This is a genomic window from Proteus sp. Marseille-Q3619, assembly GCF_965283115.1.
In genome coordinates, this window is record NZ_CBDIMP010000001.1 from 3,937,738 (window position 1) to 3,958,285 (window position 20,548).

Genomic DNA, 20,548 nt, shown 5'->3' on the forward strand with positions numbered 1-20,548 from the left:
AGAGGTAGGTGATGAAATTTAAAACAATGGAATAAAATAGGCTGATATTTTACCTGAATATAAAGTCAGGAAGAGGGAAAATCAGGAGGAACATAATGAATATAAAAGATAAAAGGGGATAAGGATATCCCCTTAAAAAAAAGACTATTGAAATCGGCTCTCAACGGCTTGTGCTAATAACTCAAGAAGTTGTTCTGTGTCATTCCAGCTTAAACAAGGATCAGTGATTGATTGCCCATAATTAAGAGGTTTATTTTGCACAACTTTTTGGGAGCCTTCTTGTAAAAAGCTTTCAGCCATCACGCCAACAATCGCTTGTGAGCCATCTTTAATTTGTTGACCAACATTTCTGGCTACTTCTAATTGACGACGATGAATTTTTTCACAGTTGCCATGGCTAAAATCGATAATAAGATGCTCTGGTAAATCCACTTGTTTTAGTGCATCAACCGCGTCAGCGATATCGCTTGCGTGATAATTAGGTTTTTTACCTCCGCGCAGAATAATATGACCATACGGATTACCACTGGTTTGGTAAATTGTCATACGACCATTTTTATCTGGCGATAAGAAGGTGTGACCAACACGAGAAGCACGAATAGCGTCAATCGCAATACGGGTATTACCATCAGTGCCATTTTTAAAGCCAACAGGGCAAGAAAGCGCGGAAGCCATTTCACGATGAACTTGGCTTTCAGTCGTTCTAGCACCAATGGCACCCCAACTAATTAAATCTGCAATATATTGGCCTGTGACCATATCGAGAAATTCAGTTGCAGTGGGTAAACCTAACGCATTTATTTCAATTAATAGCTTTCTTGCAAGGCGAATACCTTCGTTGACGTTACAAGAGTTATCGAGGTAAGGATCAGAGATTAAACCTTTCCAGCCAATGACCGTACGTGGCTTTTCAAAGTAGGTTCTCATGACGATTTCTAAGCGGTCATGATAACGTTCTTTTAGCTGATTAAGCTTAGTGGCGTACTCTTTGGCAGCTTTAGGATCATGAATAGAGCAAGGCCCTACAATCACTAATAGTCGCTTGTCTTCTCCGGTAAGGATCGCTTCAATGCGTTTACGTGCTGATGTGATATTTTGGATTATCTCATCAGAAATGGGGAACTCTTTTGCTAAGGTTTCTGGTGTTACCAGACTGTCTAAAGCCTTAGTCCGTAGTTCGTCTGTCTTTAACATAATTCATCTCAATAAATATACAGGGTAAGTCTACCCAGTGATTAAGATCACAATAAACGAAATTCAGCTAATTTCAACAGCGTTCACAGAGAAAAACGAATAAAAAAGTCGCCATAAAGGGTTAAAACATTCTTCTTGCTAATCCCATAGAATCAATTACCTTGGTTGAAATTTCTTCAACAGAATAATTCGTGGTGTTGAGATAAGGGATATTGTTTTTTCTAAAAAGCGCTTCTACTTCGGACAATTCAATTCTGCATTGACGAATAGAGGCATAACGGCTATTTTCGCGGCGTTCACCACGAATAGCGGCAAGACGTTCTGGCGCAATGGTTAAGCCAAATAATTTATGCTGATATTCTTTTAGTTCTGCGGGGAGTTTTAGGAAATCCATATCATCCGCAGTAAATGGATAGTTAGCTGCTTGAATACCAAATTGCATTGCTAAATAGAGGCTGGTGGGTGTTTTCCCGCAACGAGAAACACCAATTAAGATCACTTGTGCTTGATCGAGATTACGTAATGATATGCCATCATCATGGGAAAGAGTGTATTCGATGGCGGCAATACGAGCATCGTATTTACTAAGATTTTTTTCAGTCAGTCCATGAGTTTTATTTAATTTTGGCGATGCCTGGATCCCTACTTCTTTTTCAAGTGGTATTACGAGAGATTGCACAATATCCTGACAAAAACCTTCACTGCTATTTATTATCTGTTTAACTTCAGGGCTGATAATAGAATAAAAAACAAGGGGCTTAGCGCCACTCTTTTTATAAATTTCAGAGATTTTTTGTTTTATTTCTTCAGCTCTTTCCACAGTAGAAACAAAAGGTAGTGTATAACTTTTCATTTTTAATGGAAATTGAGAAAGTACCGCATGGCCTAATACCTCAGCCGTAATCGCTGTACCATCAGAGATAAAAAAGACTGTTCTATCAATGGGTTCATTATTATCACAATTAATAGAATTCAAGCTTAATATCATAACGCTCACCTTTTTTTAGCTGAATTAGCAAATCAAACAATATTATCTAAAGCATTTTTAGTGATTATAAAGGATAAAAAAATAAAGTTTTCTGGTTGATCGATTCACCTTTCTATATTCAGCATCACATTGTGATACGCTTATTTCAGTTGTCGTTTTGACAGCGGGTTTTTCTTTTTTTCTCTCTCTCATAATTGTTTAAAAAAGGATTGTTCTCAATGTCCAGCAATAGCCTCACCCCGTGCAATGTGCTTTGGTATAACCAATTAGGTATGAATGACGTTGATCGTGTTGGTGGGAAAAATGCTTCCCTCGGTGAAATGATCACAAACCTAGCGGAACTGGGTGTTTCTGTTCCTAATGGGTTTGCTACCACAGCGCAAGCGTTTAATGATTTTCTGGAACAGAGCGGTATCAATCAGCGTATTTATGAATTGCTTGATAGCGTTGATGTTGATGATGTTAATCAACTGGCTCAAGCAGGAAATCAAATTCGCCAGTGGGTAATTGATACACCTTTTACGCCTCAGTTTGAAAAAGATATTCGCGATGCTTATCTCACATTAAGTGAAGGTGAATCTGAAGCTTCATTTGCCGTTCGTTCATCTGCGACTGCAGAAGATATGCCTGATGCTTCTTTTGCAGGTCAACAAGAGACGTTTTTAAACGTTCAAGGTATTGATGCCATACTCGTTGCAATCAAACATGTATTTGCCTCGTTATTTAACGATCGAGCAATCTCTTATCGTGTTCACCAAGGTTACGATCATCGTGGTGTTGCATTATCTGCGGGTGTTCAACGTATGGTGCGTTCTGATCTTGCTTCTTCAGGTGTGATGTTTACTATCGATACTGAATCTGGCTTTGATCAAGTTGTCTTTATTACATCAGCTTATGGTTTAGGTGAAATGGTAGTACAGGGTGCTGTTAACCCAGATGAGTTCTATGTACACAAGCCAACTTTAGCAAAAGGTTTACCTTCTATTGTTCGTCGTAATCTTGGCTCTAAAAAGATCCAAATGGTTTACGCGGATAGTGTTGAACATGGTAAACAAGTTCGTATCGAAGATACACCAGAGTCACTGCGCAATCGTTTCTCTTTGACTGATCATGAAGTTCAAGAGCTGGCTAAACAAGCTGTATTGATTGAACGTCACTATGGTCGTCCAATGGATATCGAATGGGCTAAAGATGGACATAATGGTCGTTTATACATTGTTCAGGCACGTCCAGAAACAGTTCGTTCTAACCAACAAGTTATGGAGCGCTATCAGTTAAATGAAAGTGGCTCTGTTATTATTGAAGGTCGTGCTATTGGTCATCGTATTGGTACAGGTGCCGTTAAAGTTATTCATAACTTAAGTGAGATGGATAGAATTGAAGCGGGTGATGTGCTGGTTACTGACATGACAGACCCAGATTGGGAACCTATCATGAAAAAAGCCTCTGCGATTGTAACTAACCGTGGTGGTAGAACATGTCACGCTGCAATTATTGCCCGTGAATTGGGTATTCCAGCTGTTGTAGGTTGTGGTGATGCAACAGAATGTATTGCTGAAGGACAAGTTGTAACCGTTTCTTGTGCTGAAGGTGACACAGGATTTGTTTACGATGGCAAACTGAATTTTTCTATTCAAAGCTCCGCAATCGATAATATGCCTGAATTAGGGCTCAAAATTATGATGAACGTCGGCAATCCTGATCGTGCATTCGATTTTGCGGGCCTACCAAATGATGGTGTCGGTCTTGCGCGTTTAGAATTTATTATTAACCGCATGATTGGTGTGCATCCTCGTGCATTATTAGAGTATGACGACCAAACTGAAGCACTGAAAGCCGAAATCAATGAAATGATGGCGGGCTATGACTCTCCAGTTGAGTATTACATCAGTAAACTAACGGAAGGGATTGCAACATTAGCAGCGGCATTCTGGCCTAAACGCGTTATTGTTCGTTTATCTGACTTTAAATCTAACGAATATGCCAACTTAGTAGGAGGCGATCGTTATGAGCCAGATGAAGAGAACCCAATGCTAGGATTCCGTGGTGCGGGTCGTTATGTTTCTGACGATTTCCGTCGCTGCTTCTCCCTTGAGTGTGAAGCAGTAAAACGTGTTCGTAATGATATGGGCTTAGAAAATGTTGAAGTCATGATCCCATTTGTTCGTACTGTACGCCAAGCTGAAGAGGTGATTGACGAATTAGCGGCAAACGGTTTGAAACGAGGTGAGAACGGCTTAAAAGTCATTATGATGTGTGAAATTCCATCAAATGCCTTATTAGCGGATAAATTCTTAGAACACTTTGATGGTTTTTCTATCGGCTCTAACGACATGACCCAATTAACATTAGGTCTTGACCGCGATTCTGGTGTGGTTTCTGCACTGTTTGATGAACGCAATGATGCAGTGAAAGCCTTATTATCAATGGCAATCCAAGCCGCAAAACGTAATGGAAAATATGTGGGTATTTGTGGTCAAGGACCTTCTGATCATGAAGATTTCGCACAATGGCTAATGGAAGAGGGAATTGATAGTTTATCGTTAAACCCAGATACCGTAATTAAAACTTGGGTAAAATTAGCACAATAGAATTAATATCATCGTTATAAATAAAAAGCTCACAATATTACGTGAGCTTTTTTTATACAATTATTAAATAATAGGCAAAAAAAAAGCCTATCATGGGCTGACAGGCAAAGACTACACACAGCAATATTTTATATTCTTTAATCCCGCCAATTAATCTATTAATATGAACGGCGAAATTATTAATTCGATGAAACATTTGTTTCGTTGATATTTATATTAAGAGAAATGCGTTAATTATGCTCTAAGAATTATCTCAATAAAAAGAATATTGGTTTATTTAAAATTGAATATAACTTGCTGGCAACAAACAGGTTTAAAAAAATGTAATTTGTTTCAAGATGTAAGTTTTAATATAGAAATATAATGATTTATTCCTAAATTGATAATCTTTATTAAACTTTGCTCTGTTATTTTTAGAGCATGTAAGTAGCTACACTTACATGCTCCATTATTATTTATTCTTTTTCGATAAAGTTTTTATTCATAAATTCTACTGTTTCAGTTAAATCAGGATTAGGTTTTGGTACTTCATTAATCCATGCATTTAATAAACTATGTGCAACAGCGAGAACAACAGGACCAATAAATAAACCAATCATACCTAATGTTAAAATCCCACCAATAACGCCTGTGAGAATTAATACCATAGGCAAATCGGCACCCATCTTGATTAAATAAGGTCGTAATACACCATCCATTGTTGCAACAGCACCACCCCAAATCACCATGACAATGCCCCAAGTGGTATCACCCGTCCAAAATAGCCATAAAATTGAAGGGATCAATACTAATAAAGGACCTAATTGAGCAAGGCAGCAAATAAACATAAGGACGGTTAATACCGTAGCATAAGGTACGCCAGATACAGCAAGGCCGATACCACCAACAATAGCCTGAATTAAGGCAGTTAAAACCACACCTAATGCAACGGCGCGAATAGACATAGATGCAAGTAAGATTGCGGCATCACCGCGTTGGCCTGCTAAGCGAATAGCAAAATGACGCAACCAAGATACGACATTTTCACCTTGTAAAAACAGTAAGCCAGAAAATAACAACATCACCCCCAAATGTAGGGCAAATCGACCAATATTTAAGGCTTGAGCAAAAAACCAGTTTGCAGCTTGCCCAACATAAGGCTGGATTTTTGAGATTAACGCATTACCCCCTGAGACAAGAATAGAGTGCCATGTATCATAAAGCTTACTCCCTATCATAGGGATATCGTTAAGCCATAATAATTGCGGTGGCTGAATATTCGACGGTGATTTCGCTAATTCAATTAAGGGGGCACTATTATCAATGACGCTACTAATTAATAAGATAATAGGGATAACGAAGATCAGTAATATCAAAATCATCATTATCATGGTTGATAGCCAACGATATTTTACCCGTTTTTCAATAATAAGAAGTAAAGGCCACGTTGCTACAACAATCATTCCAGCCCAAATAAAACCCACAATAAAGGGATTTAGTATCCAAAAACTGGCAATAATAAAAAAAGAAATAAAAAGAACAGTGAATAAAACTTTGGGTATATCTGTATGGATCTGCGGTTTTTCCATGGTTTTAAATCCCTACACGAATAAAAATGCTAGAAGCAGATGAATAAACATTGCAAATATCACGTTGTTTATATCACTACGCAATTTGCCAGAATTGTATGATAAGGTGAACAGGTATCGGTCTGAAAGTACAAAATGAGGCAAAGTACCTCTTAGCATACATTTCAACATCTAAAATTAAGCAATGTGGACTATTAGATTAAAGAGCTATAACAAATGATCCCACGTATATCGCAAGCACCGCAAGTCAGTGAACTCACAACAGAATTTCTTGATACCCTTCGAAAAAACGGTTTTACCGGTGATGTCTCCAGCAGTTACGCTGACAGACTCACTATGGCAACAGATAATAGTATTTACCAGTTATTGCCACAGGCGGTTGTTTTTCCTCGCTCAACAGCCGATGTAACTATTATTGCTCGCTTAGTTGATGAGCCTCGATTTCATTCTCTTTCTCTGACTCCAAGAGGAGGAGGAACAGGGACTAATGGACAGGCTTTAACAGATGGCATTGTTGTTGATTTATCTCGCTATATGAAACGTATTATCGAGATAAACCCAGAAGAACGTTGGGTAAAAGTGGAAGCTGGTGTCATTAAAGATGAATTAAACCTCTTTTTAAAACCGTATGGCTTCTTTTTTGCACCTGAGCTATCTACCAGTAACCGCGCCACATTAGGCGGAATGATAAATACTGATGCATCAGGGCAAGGTTCAATGGTTTATGGTAAAACCTCTGATCACGTTCTCGGTGTTAGAGCGGTTTTATTAGGTGGTGAACTGCTTGAAACGCGGGCTATGGATACCGCGTTAGCAGAAAATATTGCCCAAGAGAGCTCTGCAATCGGTAAAGTTTATCGTACCGTTTTATCTCGTTGCAAAGAGCAGCGAAAGCTTATTCTTGAAAAATTTCCTAAATTAAATCGCTTTTTAACTGGGTATGATTTACGTCATGTCTTTAGTGATGACATGAAAAGATTTGATTTAACACGAATTTTAACAGGCTCAGAAGGAACACTTGCGTTTATTACTGAGGCAACGCTGGATATCACGCCAATTCCTAAACAGCGCAGTCTAGTCAATGTAAAATACGATTCTTTTGACTCAGCATTACGTAATGCACCTTTCTTAGTTAAAGCGAATGCACTTTCTGTTGAAACTGTTGATTCCAAAGTATTAAATCTCGCTCGTGAAGATATTGTGTGGCACTCCGTTAAAGAGTTGATCACTGATATCCCTGATAAAGATATGCAAGGCCTTAATATTGTTGAATTTGCGGGTGATGATGAAAATCTTATCGCTTCACAAGTCGCATCATTATGCCAACGCTTAGATTTATTAATGAAAGAAGGTCAGGGTGGTGTTATCGGTTATCAAGTCTGTGAAGATCTGGCAGATATAAACCGTATTTATGCCATGCGTAAAAAAGCGGTTGGTTTATTAGGTAATGCAAAAGGGCAAGCAAAGCCAATTCCTTTTGTAGAAGATACCTGTGTGCCACCAGAGCATCTTGCTGATTATATTACAGAATTTAGAGCATTACTTGATAGCCATCAGCTCAATTATGGCATGTTTGGACATGTTGACGCAGGCGTATTGCACGTAAGACCTGCGCTTGATATGTGTGATCCACAACAAGAATTATTGATGAAATCCATCTCAGATGACATTGTCATGTTAACAGCCAAATATGGTGGGTTACTCTGGGGTGAACATGGAAAAGGCTTTAGAGCGCAATACAGCCCCGAATTTTTCGGTGAAACGCTCTATCATGAACTGCGTCAAATCAAAACGGTGTTCGATCCTCGAAATAGACTGAATCCTGGGAAAATATGCCCTCCATTAGAGGTCGATGAACCTATGAAGCAGGTTGATACTATCAAACGAGGTACTTTTGATCGCACAATTCCTTTATCTGTGCGTCAAGATTTCAAAGGTGCATTAGATTGTAATGGTAATGGACTTTGCTTTAACTTTGATGCCAAAAGCCCCATGTGTCCTTCAATGAAAATCAGCGGACAACGCATCCATTCACCCAAAGGACGAGCTGCACTTGTAAGAGAGTGGCTACGCTTATTAACAGAGCAAGGCGTTAGCCCAAAACAACTTGAATCTAGCCTTGAAAATAATAAACCTAGCTTAAGAGGTTTAATTGAGAAAACACGTAATACTTGGAAAGCCAAACGTGGCGAATATGACTTTTCTCATGAAGTTAAAGCAGCAATGAACGGTTGTTTGGCTTGTAAAGCTTGTTCAACGCAATGTCCGATTAAAATTGATGTGCCATCGTTTCGTTCTAAGTTTACTGAGCTTTATCACCAGCGCTATTTACGTCCGTTAAAAGATCATATTGTCGCTAATGTTGAGTTAACTACGCCGATTATGGCAAAAGCACCGGGATTCTTTAACTTTTTTATGAAACAACCGTTGGTGCAATCGTTAAGTAAACACGCTATTGGTATGGTCGATTTACCTTTATTGTCATCACCGACATTAAAACAGCAATTGGCTGGGCATAAAGCGTTAGATATGACGTTAGAAGACTTAGAGCGGTTATCTGAAAAGCAACGTAGTCATCATGTGCTGGTGGTTCAAGATCCTTTCACCAGTTATTACGATGCGAAAGTCGTCGCTGATTTTATCAAACTGATTGAAAAAATTGGATTTAAGCCTGTTTTATTGCCATTCTCACCTAACGGTAAAGCACAGCATATTAAAGGTTTTTTACAGCAATTTAGTAAAACGGCGCAAAAAACCTCAACCATGCTTAATCGTGTTGCAAAATTAGGTATCCCTATGGTGGGAGTCGATCCTGCATTAGTGCTTTGTTATCGTGATGAATATCGTGAAATACTGGGTGATAAACGTGGGGATTTTAATGTTCAACTTGTTCATGAATGGCTAAGTAAATTGGTATCTGAGCCAATAGCAGTTCGCGATGATGCTGAAAAATGGTATCTTTTTGGGCACTGTACAGAAGTGACGGCACTACCACAAAGTATGAAACAGTGGCAGGTTATTTTCCAACGTTATGGGCAGCAACTCGAATTTGTGAGCACTGGATGTTGTGGAATGGCAGGTACTTATGGACATGAACTAAATAATTATGAAAACTCGTTGGGCATTTATCAACTCTCATGGGGTAATGCATTAAAAACGTTACCAACAATGCGTTGTTTAAGCACCGGTTACTCTTGTCGTAGTCAAGTGAAACGTATTGATAATATTGAGCTAAAACACCCACTACAGGCACTTTTGGAGATTATGCCATGATATGGAAACGTGAAACGACACTTGAGCATCTTAATCATATTGGGCAAAATAATATGATGAGTCATCTAGGTATTGAATTGACCTGCCTTGGTGATGATTATCTTGAAGGAACAATGCCGGTTGATCATCGTACTAAGCAGCCTTTGGGGCTTTTGCATGGTGGTGCTTCTGTTGTTTTAGCTGAAACATTGGGCTCTGTTGCGGGTTATCTTTGTACTGAAGGCGAACAGAAAATTGTGGGTTTAGAAATTAACGCTAACCACATTCGTTCTGCTAGAGACGGTAAGGTAAGAGGTGTATGCAAACCTATTCATTTAGGGCGCTCACACCAAGTTTGGTCAATAGAAATATTTGATGATGAAGGTCGTCAAGTGTGTATTTCTAGATTAACAACATCTGTTATTTCTTAAAGAATAAAAAAGACATATGCACAAAGTGAAATACTCGCTTTGTGCGTTTTTTTATGTTTATAGATAATGTCAAAAAGAATAAAAATAGAGAGAGAAAATAGAATTATTTCTTTATTTAGATTTTATTTTTAATGATAATCATTATCTTCATAATAAAAGATAAGACGATCAATAATGTTAACTATTTATAAATTCAACACTACAGTATTATTAATTGCAGGTTTATTTATCAGCGGATGCGATAATAATTCTACCTCTGAAACGAGTAATGATATAAGTAATATTCCAGTACAAACTGTTTCTGGCTTTAATATGGCTTATCCCACTTCATTTACAATGAGCAGAGAAGATACTGAAAATTATTTTAAATCATTACCAGATAATATTCAGGACGTCACAACAGAAATGATGGTTTATAAATCAGAGCCTATTTGTGATTTGACAGAAGTTCGTCTGGTTTATTTTAAAATGATTGATGCAATGAGTTACGATGTGGATGCGGGAGCACAAGGCATAGTTGATAATATTGCGGTAATAGATGGTATGAATGAAATATCCACATTGATAAAACCATTAACTATCCCAAATGTGGAAAGCCGACATGTCTTTTTTGAAGGGAAATACGCAAAAGAGAATGTGAGCTATGAAGGTGTTTTAGCGGCTGATCTTAAAACGAACCGAGTATGGCAACTACAATTGATTAGCAACTTCAATAGCCAATCGAACAAACAAAAAAACAGTCAAATCCTTGAATGTACAAACAAATATATTCAAACCATCACTATCAGTAAATAAGTTCAAAGAGCACACAATCCAATAAGAGGTCATCGCATAAGTGGTGCTATCTTATCCTTCATAATAAGCATAAAAGTGAATGTAAACAGAGCTAATAGGCTGTAATGTAAAAATACATTTTTATGCTTTTTTCTCTAAATTTCAGTGATAACATATAAAGTGTATTTGTATTGCAACTTATGTGCGTATTGTGCGAAATATAAGAAAAATTAAAAGTTTTATTTTTTGTAATGAAAGAGCAGAAAAGTGTTATATTACATTGCGTTAACATTAATTGTTAACAAGGTAACCCCAAAAATAGAACAAAAAATACACATTTATAGAATATCCTTTCAAAAGACATGGTTGAAGTGATAAGGGTTATCATTACCATTAGTGTCAGGAAAGATATCAATCTCCTTTCGAAATGAGGTCAGAAATGACAAACAACGTTGAAACTTTTTCTCTTAATGACACAGCTTGGCAAGGCATTGTATTAACGGATAATGCAGCAAAGCATATCTGCCATTTAGTTGAGAAAAACCCAGAAAAACAAGGGCTTTCCTTAAGTATTAAACCCTCTGGTTGTACAGGGTATGGTTATGTTATTGAACTCGCTACTGCCCCAAATGATGATGATCTTGTTTATGAACATAATGGAGCAAAACTCTTTGTCTCATTAAAAGCAATGCCATTTATCGATGGGTTGGTTGTTGATTATGTTCGTGAAGGACTTAATCAAATGTTTAAATTTAATAATCCTAAAGCTCAAAACGTCTGCGGATGTGGTGAGAGCTTCGGGGTATAACATAGTGAAGTCAGATTATGTCTCAGAGCAATGTTGAAATTGGTGATGAAGTTCAGGGATGGCTAAGCGATCACCACTATAAAGAAGGTTTTTATACCGATATCTCAACCGATACCTTAGAAAAAGGATTAAACGAAGCGGTTGTACGTGCAATATCGGCAAAAAGAAACGAACCAGAGTGGATGCTGGAATTTCGTTTAGATGCTTATCGCCATTGGTTAGAAATGGAAGAGCCTCATTGGCTAAAAGCAGATTATCCATCGCTTAATTATCAAGATTATAGCTATTATTCAGCGCCATCTTGTAGTTCATGTTGTGCTAATGGCAGTTGTGCTGGTGGCTCGAATGAAGCTGTTATGAGTGATAAACAAGCCACGCAAGATTATTTAACCAAAGAAGTTGAAGATGCTTTTAACCAACTCGGTGTACCTGTAAGAGAAGGGCAAGCCGTTGCTGTTGATGCTATTTTTGATTCTGTTTCCGTTTCAACAACATATCGTGAAGAGCTTGCTGAACATGGCATTATTTTCTGTTCATTTAGCGAAGCTATTCAAGAATATCCTGATTTAGTGCGCCAATATTTAGGCACCGTTGTATCAAGCCATGATAACTACTTTGCTGCATTAAACGCTGCGGTCGCATCTGATGGTACTTTTGTCTATATTCCAAAAGGGGTTCGTTGCCCAATGGAATTATCGACTTATTTTCGTATTAATGCGGCTCAAACAGGTCAATTTGAACGAACTATTTTGGTTGCTGATGAAGGTAGTTACGTCAGTTATATCGAAGGTTGTTCAGCACCTGTTCGTGATAGCTATCAGCTTCATGCCGCTGTGGTTGAAGTTATTATCCATAAAGATGCCGAAGTAAAATACTCTACTGTGCAAAACTGGTTCTCTGGTGGCGATAGTGAAGGCGGCATTCTTAATTTTGTGACTAAACGTGCTATTTGCGAAGGCGAAAACGCCAAAATGTCATGGACGCAATCAGAAACCGGTTCTGCGATCACATGGAAATATCCAAGTGTGATTTTAAAAGGGGATAATTCAAGCGCTGAATTTTTCTCTGTTGCCTTAACCAATGGCAATCAACAAGCAGATACGGGCACTAAGATGATCCATATCGGCAAAAATACCAAATCAACCATTATCTCTAAAGGTATTTCTGCAGGTAAAAGCCAAAACAGTTACCGTGGACTCGTAAAAGTACTCCCTAGTGCGCAAAATGCCCGTAACTTTACCCAATGTGATTCCATGTTAATTGGTACGCAGTGCGGTGCGCATACTTTCCCTTATGTTGAAGTAATGAACAACTCAGCACAGCTTGAACACGAAGCGACAACGTCACGTATTGGTGAGGATCAGTTGTTCTATTGTCGTCAGCGTGGATTAAGCGAAGATGATGCAATCTCAATGATTGTAAACGGGTTTTGTAAAGATGTGTTCTCAGAATTACCGCTGGAATTTGCTGTGGAAGCACAAAAATTATTAGCAATCAGCTTAGAACATAGCGTCGGTTAACTATTAACCAAATTCTGAGTATAAAGATACCGAAGGCATATATTATGTTAGAGATTAAAAATTTACATGTCAGTGTTGAAGGCAACGAGATCCTAAAAGGATTAGATTTGCAGGTTCGTGCAGGTGAAGTTCACGCGATTATGGGGCCAAATGGCTCGGGTAAAAGTACCTTATCAGCAACACTTGCTGGTCGTGATGAATATGAAGTCGATGAAGGTTCAATCACCTTTAAAAATAAAGATTTATTGGAATTAGAACCAGAAGATCGCGCAGGTGAAGGCATCTTTATGGCATTTCAATATCCTGTTGAAATACCCGGTGTCAGCAATCAATTTTTCTTACAATCTTCTGTAAATGCAGTGAGAGAATATCGTGGTCAAGAGCCATTAGATCGCTTTGATTTTGAAGATTTTATTGAAGATAAAATTAAATTGCTAGATATGCCACAAGATTTGTTAACACGCTCAGTTAACGTGGGATTTTCTGGTGGTGAAAAAAAACGTAACGATATTTTGCAAATGGCTGCGTTAGAGCCTGAATTATGTATTTTAGATGAAACAGACTCAGGACTTGATATCGACGCATTAAAAATCGTTTCTAATGGTGTTAATAGCTTACGTGATGGTAAACGTGCTTTTATTGTTGTAACACATTACCAACGCATTCTTGACTATATTAAACCTGATTTTGTACATGTGCTTTATCAGGGAAAAATCATTAAATCTGGTGATTTTTCATTGGCGCAAAAATTGGAGGAACAAGGTTATGGCTGGCTTATTGACCCTCAATGAAAAGCGTGAAAAACAGCGCCAAGTTGAACTGCGTAATCAACAAGCATTAAAAACGTTTTCAACGTTATATCATCAACGTAAAGGTGACGAAAATCTGAATGCACGTAATCACTGGTTACAAGTTGAAAAAATAGGCTTTCCCGCTTATCGTCATGAAGATTGGCACTATACGCCATTAGAAGAAACGTTAAGCCAAAGTTATCAACAATTGCCGCCTTTTGATGTGCAAAGCTTAATAGCTAAACAAGCTTTATCTTTTGATTGCTATCGTATTGTAATGGTGAATGGCTCATTCTCACCGACAGAAAGCAGTAAAGATTTTGGTCCTTATCAAGTGACGTTACTTGATAATCAAAGTGAATTACCTAAAGCGGTAAATGGTGAAATTTTCCTGCATTTAGTTGAAAGCTTAGCGCCACATCCTTTGTTGATTACCCTGAAAACGGGTGTTATTGCGGATAAACCACTTTATATCCTCAATATTACTCAAGGTGATCAAAGCGCAGAGGTAAATAGTGCAAATTATCGTTTTCACCTTGATGTTGGTGCAAATACTCAGATGCAAGTGGTAGAGCACTATATTAGCAGTGACAACGAAAACCGTCATTTTACAGGGGCAAGATTAACCGCAGCGATTGGTGATAATGCCTTTTTTAACCATATCAAATTAAGTTTTGAGAATGGCGTAAGTCAGCATTTTGCTCATAACGATCTGACAATAGGTCGTGATGCTCGTGTCAATAGTTATGCTTTCTTATTAGGCGCTAAACTTAGTCGTCATCACACGAGTTCGGCACTAAAAGGTGAAAATACAGAGCTTTCAATGAATAGCGTTGTATTACCTAAAGCAGGCGAAATAGCGGACACCCGTACATGGCTGGTTCATAGTGAGAAAAATTGCCAGAGTCGTCAACTGCATAAAAGTATTGCGATGGATGCGGGGAAAGCTGTATTTAACGGTATGATCACGGTGACACCTCAAGCCTTAAAAACAGATGGTCAAATGACTAATAATAATCTGTTGCTGGGTGAGAAAGCGCAAATCGATACTAAACCACAGCTTGAAATCTATGCTGATGATGTGAAATGTAGTCATGGAGCCACTGTGGGGCGAATTGATGATGAGCAACTATTTTATTTGCGTTCACGCGGTATTTCTTTAAGTAACGCCCGTAAAATGATCATCCATGCATTTGCGGCTGAATTAACTGAATCGCTAGAAAATAGTGTGATCAAGGCGCATGTATTAGACAGAATTAATCAGCGCTTATTAGAGGTATAAAATAGGGCATTATGACGCACTCCATTGAAAAAGCGCGAGATGATTTTCCAATTCTTTCACAGCAAGTGAAAGGAAAACCTCTGGTTTATCTCGACAGTGCCGCAAGTGCTCAAAAACCGGCTTGCGTCATTGAACATGAAAAACAATTTGCCTTAACACAATATGCCGCGGTTCACCGCGGCATTCATACCTTGAGTGCAAATGCGACAACCTTAGTTGAAAATGTCCGTAAAAAAGCCAGTGATTTTTTAGGTGCCAATAGCGAAGACGAGATTGTTTTTGTTAAAGGAACAACCGAAGGCATTAACTTAATTGCGAATGTTTATAGCCAACGATTTTTGAATGATGGTGACAATATCATCATCACAGAAATGGAACATCATGCAAATATTGTTCCTTGGTATATGTTGGCAAAACAGTATGGTTTTAATGTTCGTGTGTTACCGCTATTACAAGACGGCACGCTCGATTTAGCTCAATTACCTCGCTTAATCGACGAACGAACTAAATTATTCAGCCTTACGCACCAATCAAATGTATTGGGCACAGTGAATCCTATCGCTCAAATTATTCGTGATGCTCGCCAATATGCTATTGATCAAGGAGGGGAGTTACATATATTGGTTGATGGGGCGCAAAGTGCCATGCATCAAACAATTAATGTTTCACAACTTGATTGTGACTTTTTTGTTTGTAGCGGCCATAAACTTTATGGACCTACTGGCATTGGTTTGCTGTATGGTAAAAAAGCGATACTGGATGAATTACCGCCTTGGGAAGGCGGTGGCGCAATGATAAAACATGTTCATATTAATGGTGATATTACCTACGCAGATGCACCTTGGCGCTTTGAAGCGGGAACACCTAATATAATGGGAATGATTGGCTTAGGTGCTGCATTAGATTATCTTTCACAGTTAGGTATGAATAATATTGCTGAGTATGAAAATAGTATAATGAAGTATGCCCAAGAGCAGTTGCAAAAAGTAAAATCTTTAACGCTTTATGGCAATGATTCTCGACAAGGTGTGATAGCGTTTAATTTAGGTAAACACCATGCTTATGATGTTGGGGCATTTCTTGATAATTATGGTATTGCGATTCGTACAGGGCATCATTGTGCAATGCCAATTATGGATTATTACCAAGTTCCTGCAATGTGTCGTGCATCTCTTGGTTTATATACCAATAAAAATGATATCGATGCGTTGGTTAATGCGCTATTACGTGTTGAAATGTTATTAGGTTAAAGATTAAAAAAGAGGTTATTCATGGCAGTGGCCAATTTGCCAGATGAAGCAAAATTATTACGCAATTTCTCTCGTTGTCAGGATTGGGAACAACGTTATCTCTATATGATGGAGTTGGGCGAGCGCCTTCCACCATTAACAGATGAACAACGCACTTCAGCTAATTTTATTGAGGGTTGCCAAAGTCAAGTGTGGATCGCTGTTGCTCTTAATGAGAATAAGCAACTCATTCTCGCTGGTGATAGCGATGCAGGTATTGTCAAAGGCCTTGTTGCCTTGGTAATTATCTTATTTCAGGGGAAGACGCTCGAACAAGCATTAGCCACAGATGTAAAACAGTATTTTTCATCACTAGCGCTAGAAAGCCACTTAACACCTTCTCGAACTCAAGGCTTGCATGCGATGGTCACGACACTGATTAAGCGTTTTTCAGAATACGCTGTAGCATAAATGTTACCTAATCCCACATTAATGTTCTAAACTGACTTATTATATGAATGGCATAACAATGATAATGTTATCATCATAATAGTCAGTTTATTTTATTTCTAACACACGGGATAAATGATGAATAAATGGTTAACCCTATTGGGAGTATCGCTGTTAGGGATGAACAGCCACTTATCTTATGCGACAGAATACCTGTTACCCACTGATGGTCAGCGTATTATCGGCGAGAATGTTTCGTATATCGTGCCGGATGATAAGCGTTCACTAGAAGCTATTGCGTCTGAATATCAAGTGGGATTGCTTAATATGATGGAAGCAAATCCTGGTATTGATCCGCTTTTACCTGATGCAGGTAAAACATTAAATATTCCATTGCAGATGATTTTGCCTGATACGGTACATAAAGGTATTGTCATCAATCTTGCCGAATTGCGTCTTTATTATTACCCGAAAGAGGGTAGCACCGTTGATGTTTATCCTATCGGCATTGGTCAATTAGGACGAGAAACGCCTGAAATGGTGACGTCCATTTCTCAGTTGATTAAAGATCCTACATGGACTCCGACAGCAAATATTCGTAAAAACTATGCAGCAAAAGGGATCTCGCTCCCTGCGGTCGTTCCTGCTGGCCCTGAAAATCCAATGGGAGCTTATGCATTAAGATTGGCTCATAGTCGTGGCGAATATTTAATTCACGGTACAAATGCAGATTTTGGTATTGGATTAAGAGTGAGTTCAGGCTGTATTCGTTTAAGACCCAATGATATTGAGACGTTATTTAACGTAGTGCCTAAAGGTAGCCGTGTTCAGGTTATCAATAAGCCGATTAAATTTACTGAAACTGCGGATGGTAGACAGTTTATTGAAGTTCATCAGCCATTATCACGTAATGAAAATGACGATCCACAAACCATGCCTCTTACATTCACGAAGCAATTTAATACTTGGTATGAAAGTGGCAAAGTCGATAAAAATAAAGTCGATGCAGAGCTTATTCGTCGTTCTGGTATTCCTGTAGAGGTTACAGCCTACTAAGTTTGGATGATATTTTATAAATAGCAAAAGACCTCTTTATAAAATCAATAGCGTTAAAGATACCTTACTATAAGTCATATTATTTTACTGATAATAAGGAAATTTAGTGAGAGTTGCAGTTAATAATGAAAATCTGATAAAGAGAAATAACACTATCACGCCTAGCATGGCGGATAATTCTGGTTTGCTATTTAATAAGTTATCTCAGGCGAGAAATAGCTGTAAAACGTTTTTAATTGGGGATAAAAAGCTAAAAAGTGAAAATATTCAATTAATGTGCGAGGAGCTTCTTCAACGAGTCATTCCTAAAGAGGGATGCAGAGAATATGAGTTAATTGAAATAGAAACTTTGCCTGATCTGGTTAGCTCAAGAGTATCTTACTCAAAGTATTCAAAGTCAGTGACAGAGTTATTTAATATTCTAGAGAATGAATTAAAAAAAGTCAGTGGCATGGAATATTTTGTACTGACGATATCTCAACAAAAAAATGTTGATAAAATTAAGGATACATTCAGTCAGATATCTACTCAAACAGATAAAAACATCAGATATAACTCATACCTAGCAACGAATCTTAATTTAAATGAGCGTATAAAAACCCTTGGTATCGACACACTTAACAATTAATAACCTTATAAAAACCAAAGCCCTAACAATGTTAGGGCTTTGTGATTAATGCTTACCTAAAGCTGTTTTCAGCCTATCAGTGAGTCAAATTACTTTTTATAAGTAGTGACTTGGTTATCTAAACGCTGATTTGCGCGAGCTGCTTCGTCGTAAGCTGATTTAGCTTCAGCGCGAGCAGATTGTACATCACCACTTAGTTGCTGAACTTGAGTATTCAGGCGGCTTACATCAGAAGAGATTTGATCTAATTGTGCATTATTACTAGAAGAACAACCCGCTAATAAGCCTGAAGCCAGAATCACCGCACCTAGTACAAGTTTCGCTTTCATAGTTACAACCTCTATTATTAGTTTGTGTAAAGGAACAAGTAGCATTTATATGAAACCATTAATAAGTATGGCACATATATAGGAAAATGCTGGATTTATTTATCACATTCTACGGAGCTATTAGTTGAACAATAGAAAAAATAACACCTAAAACGCAAATATTCAGTACAAAAAATGCGTGTTATTTCACAAAAGATTTTTATTCATAAAAGTCTGATAGAAAAACATTTTATCTACATTGTTCTATTGTTACTTATATTTATAGCTATAAAGCACCACCTAAATTTACTTTTATGAAAATGGGTTCTACTTCATTTCTAAACGATTCAAGTGTAAATTTTTGGAAGTTGAGATCGTTGTATCCCCTAAAGAAGAGTATTCCGCGTTCTAAATCCGTTAGTGTTGTCCATACTGAAAATTCACTAGTATGAAGTGCTTTTAACGTATCGTGACCTAATAGGGGATCAATAGTGGCGTTTTTAGGTCGATCGAATCTATTCATGATATGTGCTAATTCAACTAACTGTGTATCCGGATCAGACACCTTGTGATAGTAGGTTGTGTAGTAAACAGCACGAATAAATCTATCTACAGAAGTGTCAGAATTGGGCAACGAGGCTAAAGCAATTCCACTGTCAGGTTGTTTTATTTTCATATTTCCTAATGTGCTGGTGGAAATATTAACATTCGAAAGATGGGTGTAATTATTTAAATTGGTTGAATGCCATGGAAATAACGGACCATTGGTCATGCAATAAGTAGGATTATCATAAATATGTAATTTTCCATCAGAAACTTCAATAACAATACAAGCTCCTGTTTTGTCATAAAATGCATAATGGAAAGGGCTGGGTAAGTTACGTAAAAGGAGTAGTTTTTGTGACCAAAATACCGTTTTAGGGATCGCGAGTTTTAATTCTTCAACGGTTTTATATTGTGCTAACGCCCATTCACCAATTGCCGCGATAGGCACTGAAGTTGCGTAATCTTGTGGGCTAATATCATCGAGATTTGAATCGGGTAACATATTTAAGCTAAAAGAGAGTCCCTGAGAATTAACACCTTCAAGTACGTCTTTTGTGCCTTCTAAATTGATTGGCGCAACGATCGCCATAAAAGGATATTTGACAGTATATTTTAATCCAAGGGTGCCATCAGGGGCCTTTTGCTGGAAAGTATGTTCTTTAGGATAATATGCAAATATTGAAGCAGGCTTGTCTACTGAAAATTCCATTGTTCTACCATGATAAATACGATTTTTCTTATCTTTAATCGCGAGGGTAGTGCAAGCGAATACTCTACTATCAATGTTATTTTCTGGCATAGTTTATTCCTAATAGAATTAATTCAGTATTTGTAATACATAGTATTGGATATAGCCATTTATATAAGATATTTTTTATATTTGTTTAATATAGCGTTACTTTTGTATTAGACCAAACATAAATCTCATAGGGTAAAAAATAATAATAAGTACTAGATGAGGGCATTTTACTCAGTAAAATGGCGCTGTTTTTTTATGATGTTAATGTTGTTTTTATGATAATGAAATGTTTTTATGATAGGTGTTTGTACTTATAATTTTTGTTATTTCAATGTTTTACATTGAAGTTTGATTTTTTTTTAAAACAAAATCTCGCATTAATTGTAAAGTTCA

17 protein-coding genes are annotated in these 20,548 nt (G+C 37.6%); 12 read left to right on the forward strand and 5 right to left on the reverse strand.

The window, feature by feature from the left end; all coding sequences use genetic code 11:
* Window positions 1-144: 144 nt before the first annotated feature.
* Together ACWPWK_RS18450 and ppsR are read right to left on the reverse strand one after the other, a co-directional pair.
* Window positions 145-1,194, reverse strand: a complete 1,050-nt coding sequence (locus ACWPWK_RS18450; RefSeq protein WP_109372436.1) for a 3-deoxy-7-phosphoheptulonate synthase — start codon at window positions 1,192-1,194, stop codon at window positions 145-147.
* Window positions 1,195-1,315: 121 nt separating this feature from the next.
* Complete coding sequence (gene ppsR / locus ACWPWK_RS18455; protein WP_109372435.1) at window positions 1,316-2,182, reverse strand: posphoenolpyruvate synthetase regulatory kinase/phosphorylase PpsR; 867 nt, start codon at window positions 2,180-2,182, stop codon at window positions 1,316-1,318.
* A 218-nt stretch (window positions 2,183-2,400) separates the two neighbouring features.
* Between ppsR and ppsA the strand changes: the two genes are divergently transcribed.
* The gene (ppsA, locus tag ACWPWK_RS18460; RefSeq protein ID WP_109372434.1) at window positions 2,401-4,773 is read left to right on the forward strand and encodes a phosphoenolpyruvate synthase; all 2,373 of its coding nucleotides are present in this window, start codon (window positions 2,401-2,403) and stop codon (window positions 4,771-4,773) included.
* Between the two features lie 455 nt (window positions 4,774-5,228).
* Here ppsA and ydiK read toward each other — a convergent pair whose 3' ends face one another.
* Window positions 5,229-6,341: an AI-2E family transporter YdiK gene (ydiK, locus tag ACWPWK_RS18465; RefSeq protein ID WP_109372433.1), complete on the reverse strand. Its 1,113-nt coding sequence runs from the start codon at window positions 6,339-6,341 to the stop codon at window positions 5,229-5,231.
* A gap of 216 nt (window positions 6,342-6,557) precedes the next feature.
* On the opposite strand from ydiK, the gene ydiJ reads away from it, so the two are divergent.
* From ydiJ to ACWPWK_RS18520, 11 genes are all read left to right on the forward strand, one after another.
* Window positions 6,558-9,614, forward strand: coding sequence for a D-2-hydroxyglutarate dehydrogenase YdiJ (ydiJ, locus tag ACWPWK_RS18470; protein WP_109372432.1), 3,057 nt, complete (start codon window positions 6,558-6,560; stop codon window positions 9,612-9,614).
* On the forward strand, window positions 9,611-10,024 hold the full coding sequence (gene menI, locus ACWPWK_RS18475; RefSeq protein ID WP_109372431.1) for a 1,4-dihydroxy-2-naphthoyl-CoA hydrolase: 414 nt from the start codon (window positions 9,611-9,613) through the stop codon (window positions 10,022-10,024). The genes ydiJ and menI overlap by 4 nt, the downstream gene beginning before the upstream one ends.
* A gap of 174 nt (window positions 10,025-10,198) precedes the next feature.
* Window positions 10,199-10,819 (forward strand): hypothetical protein, encoded by a 621-nt coding sequence (locus tag ACWPWK_RS18480; protein WP_454209230.1) that lies wholly within the window; start codon window positions 10,199-10,201, stop codon window positions 10,817-10,819.
* Between the two features lie 418 nt (window positions 10,820-11,237).
* The gene (gene sufA, locus ACWPWK_RS18485) at window positions 11,238-11,606 is read left to right on the forward strand and encodes a Fe-S cluster assembly scaffold SufA (RefSeq protein ID WP_036913225.1); all 369 of its coding nucleotides are present in this window, start codon (window positions 11,238-11,240) and stop codon (window positions 11,604-11,606) included.
* A gap of 17 nt (window positions 11,607-11,623) precedes the next feature.
* Complete coding sequence (gene sufB / locus ACWPWK_RS18490; RefSeq protein WP_109372429.1) at window positions 11,624-13,126, forward strand: Fe-S cluster assembly protein SufB; 1,503 nt, start codon at window positions 11,624-11,626, stop codon at window positions 13,124-13,126.
* A 44-nt stretch (window positions 13,127-13,170) separates the two neighbouring features.
* Entirely contained in the window at window positions 13,171-13,917 is a 747-nt protein-coding gene (sufC, locus tag ACWPWK_RS18495) for a Fe-S cluster assembly ATPase SufC (protein ID WP_023582353.1), read from the forward strand.
* Window positions 13,892-15,199: a Fe-S cluster assembly protein SufD gene (sufD, locus tag ACWPWK_RS18500; RefSeq protein WP_109372428.1), complete on the forward strand. Its 1,308-nt coding sequence runs from the start codon at window positions 13,892-13,894 to the stop codon at window positions 15,197-15,199. Before sufC ends, sufD begins: the two co-directional genes overlap by 26 nt.
* A gap of 11 nt (window positions 15,200-15,210) precedes the next feature.
* Window positions 15,211-16,449: a cysteine desulfurase SufS gene (gene sufS / locus ACWPWK_RS18505; RefSeq protein WP_167392476.1), complete on the forward strand. Its 1,239-nt coding sequence runs from the start codon at window positions 15,211-15,213 to the stop codon at window positions 16,447-16,449.
* Between the two features lie 21 nt (window positions 16,450-16,470).
* Window positions 16,471-16,899: a cysteine desulfuration protein SufE gene (sufE, locus tag ACWPWK_RS18510; RefSeq protein WP_109372426.1), complete on the forward strand. Its 429-nt coding sequence runs from the start codon at window positions 16,471-16,473 to the stop codon at window positions 16,897-16,899.
* Between the two features lie 117 nt (window positions 16,900-17,016).
* A complete protein-coding gene (locus ACWPWK_RS18515) occupies window positions 17,017-17,934 on the forward strand; it encodes a L,D-transpeptidase family protein (RefSeq protein WP_109372425.1) in 918 nt (305 codons plus the stop codon).
* A 106-nt stretch (window positions 17,935-18,040) separates the two neighbouring features.
* Window positions 18,041-18,562: a hypothetical protein gene (locus ACWPWK_RS18520; protein ID WP_109372424.1), complete on the forward strand. Its 522-nt coding sequence runs from the start codon at window positions 18,041-18,043 to the stop codon at window positions 18,560-18,562.
* Window positions 18,563-18,651: 89 nt separating this feature from the next.
* On the opposite strand, the gene ACWPWK_RS18525 is transcribed toward ACWPWK_RS18520, so the two are convergent.
* A complete protein-coding gene (locus ACWPWK_RS18525) occupies window positions 18,652-18,891 on the reverse strand; it encodes an Lpp/OprI family alanine-zipper lipoprotein (protein WP_036913221.1) in 240 nt (79 codons plus the stop codon).
* A gap of 265 nt (window positions 18,892-19,156) precedes the next feature.
* On the reverse strand, window positions 19,157-20,215 hold the full coding sequence (locus tag ACWPWK_RS18530) for a linear amide C-N hydrolase (protein ID WP_109372423.1): 1,059 nt from the start codon (window positions 20,213-20,215) through the stop codon (window positions 19,157-19,159).
* Between the last annotated feature and the right edge of the window lie 333 nt (window positions 20,216-20,548).

Excerpts from the sequence above, each read along its gene's own strand:
- menI (WP_109372431.1), top strand. The coding sequence starts at position 9,611 with ATGATATGGAAACGTGAAACGACACTTGAGCATCTTAATCATATTGGG.
- sufA (WP_036913225.1), top strand. The coding sequence starts at position 11,238 with ATGACAAACAACGTTGAAACTTTTTCTCTTAATGACACAGCTTGGCAA.
- ACWPWK_RS18450 (WP_109372436.1), bottom strand. The coding sequence starts at position 1,194 with ATGTTAAAGACAGACGAACTACGGACTAAGGCTTTAGACAGTCTGGTA.
- ACWPWK_RS18480 (WP_454209230.1), top strand. The coding sequence starts at position 10,199 with ATGTTAACTATTTATAAATTCAACACTACAGTATTATTAATTGCAGGT.
- ydiJ (WP_109372432.1), top strand. The coding sequence starts at position 6,558 with ATGATCCCACGTATATCGCAAGCACCGCAAGTCAGTGAACTCACAACA.
- ydiK (WP_109372433.1), bottom strand. The coding sequence starts at position 6,341 with ATGGAAAAACCGCAGATCCATACAGATATACCCAAAGTTTTATTCACT.
- ppsR (WP_109372435.1), bottom strand. The coding sequence starts at position 2,182 with ATGATATTAAGCTTGAATTCTATTAATTGTGATAATAATGAACCCATT.
- sufS (WP_167392476.1), top strand. The coding sequence starts at position 15,211 with ATGACGCACTCCATTGAAAAAGCGCGAGATGATTTTCCAATTCTTTCA.
- sufE (WP_109372426.1), top strand. The coding sequence starts at position 16,471 with ATGGCAGTGGCCAATTTGCCAGATGAAGCAAAATTATTACGCAATTTC.
- ppsA (WP_109372434.1), top strand. The coding sequence starts at position 2,401 with ATGTCCAGCAATAGCCTCACCCCGTGCAATGTGCTTTGGTATAACCAA.
- sufC (WP_023582353.1), top strand. The coding sequence starts at position 13,171 with ATGTTAGAGATTAAAAATTTACATGTCAGTGTTGAAGGCAACGAGATC.
- sufD (WP_109372428.1), top strand. The coding sequence starts at position 13,892 with ATGGCTGGCTTATTGACCCTCAATGAAAAGCGTGAAAAACAGCGCCAA.
- ACWPWK_RS18530 (WP_109372423.1), bottom strand. The coding sequence starts at position 20,215 with ATGCCAGAAAATAACATTGATAGTAGAGTATTCGCTTGCACTACCCTC.
- ACWPWK_RS18515 (WP_109372425.1), top strand. The coding sequence starts at position 17,017 with ATGAATAAATGGTTAACCCTATTGGGAGTATCGCTGTTAGGGATGAAC.
- ACWPWK_RS18525 (WP_036913221.1), bottom strand. The coding sequence starts at position 18,891 with ATGAAAGCGAAACTTGTACTAGGTGCGGTGATTCTGGCTTCAGGCTTA.
- sufB (WP_109372429.1), top strand. The coding sequence starts at position 11,624 with ATGTCTCAGAGCAATGTTGAAATTGGTGATGAAGTTCAGGGATGGCTA.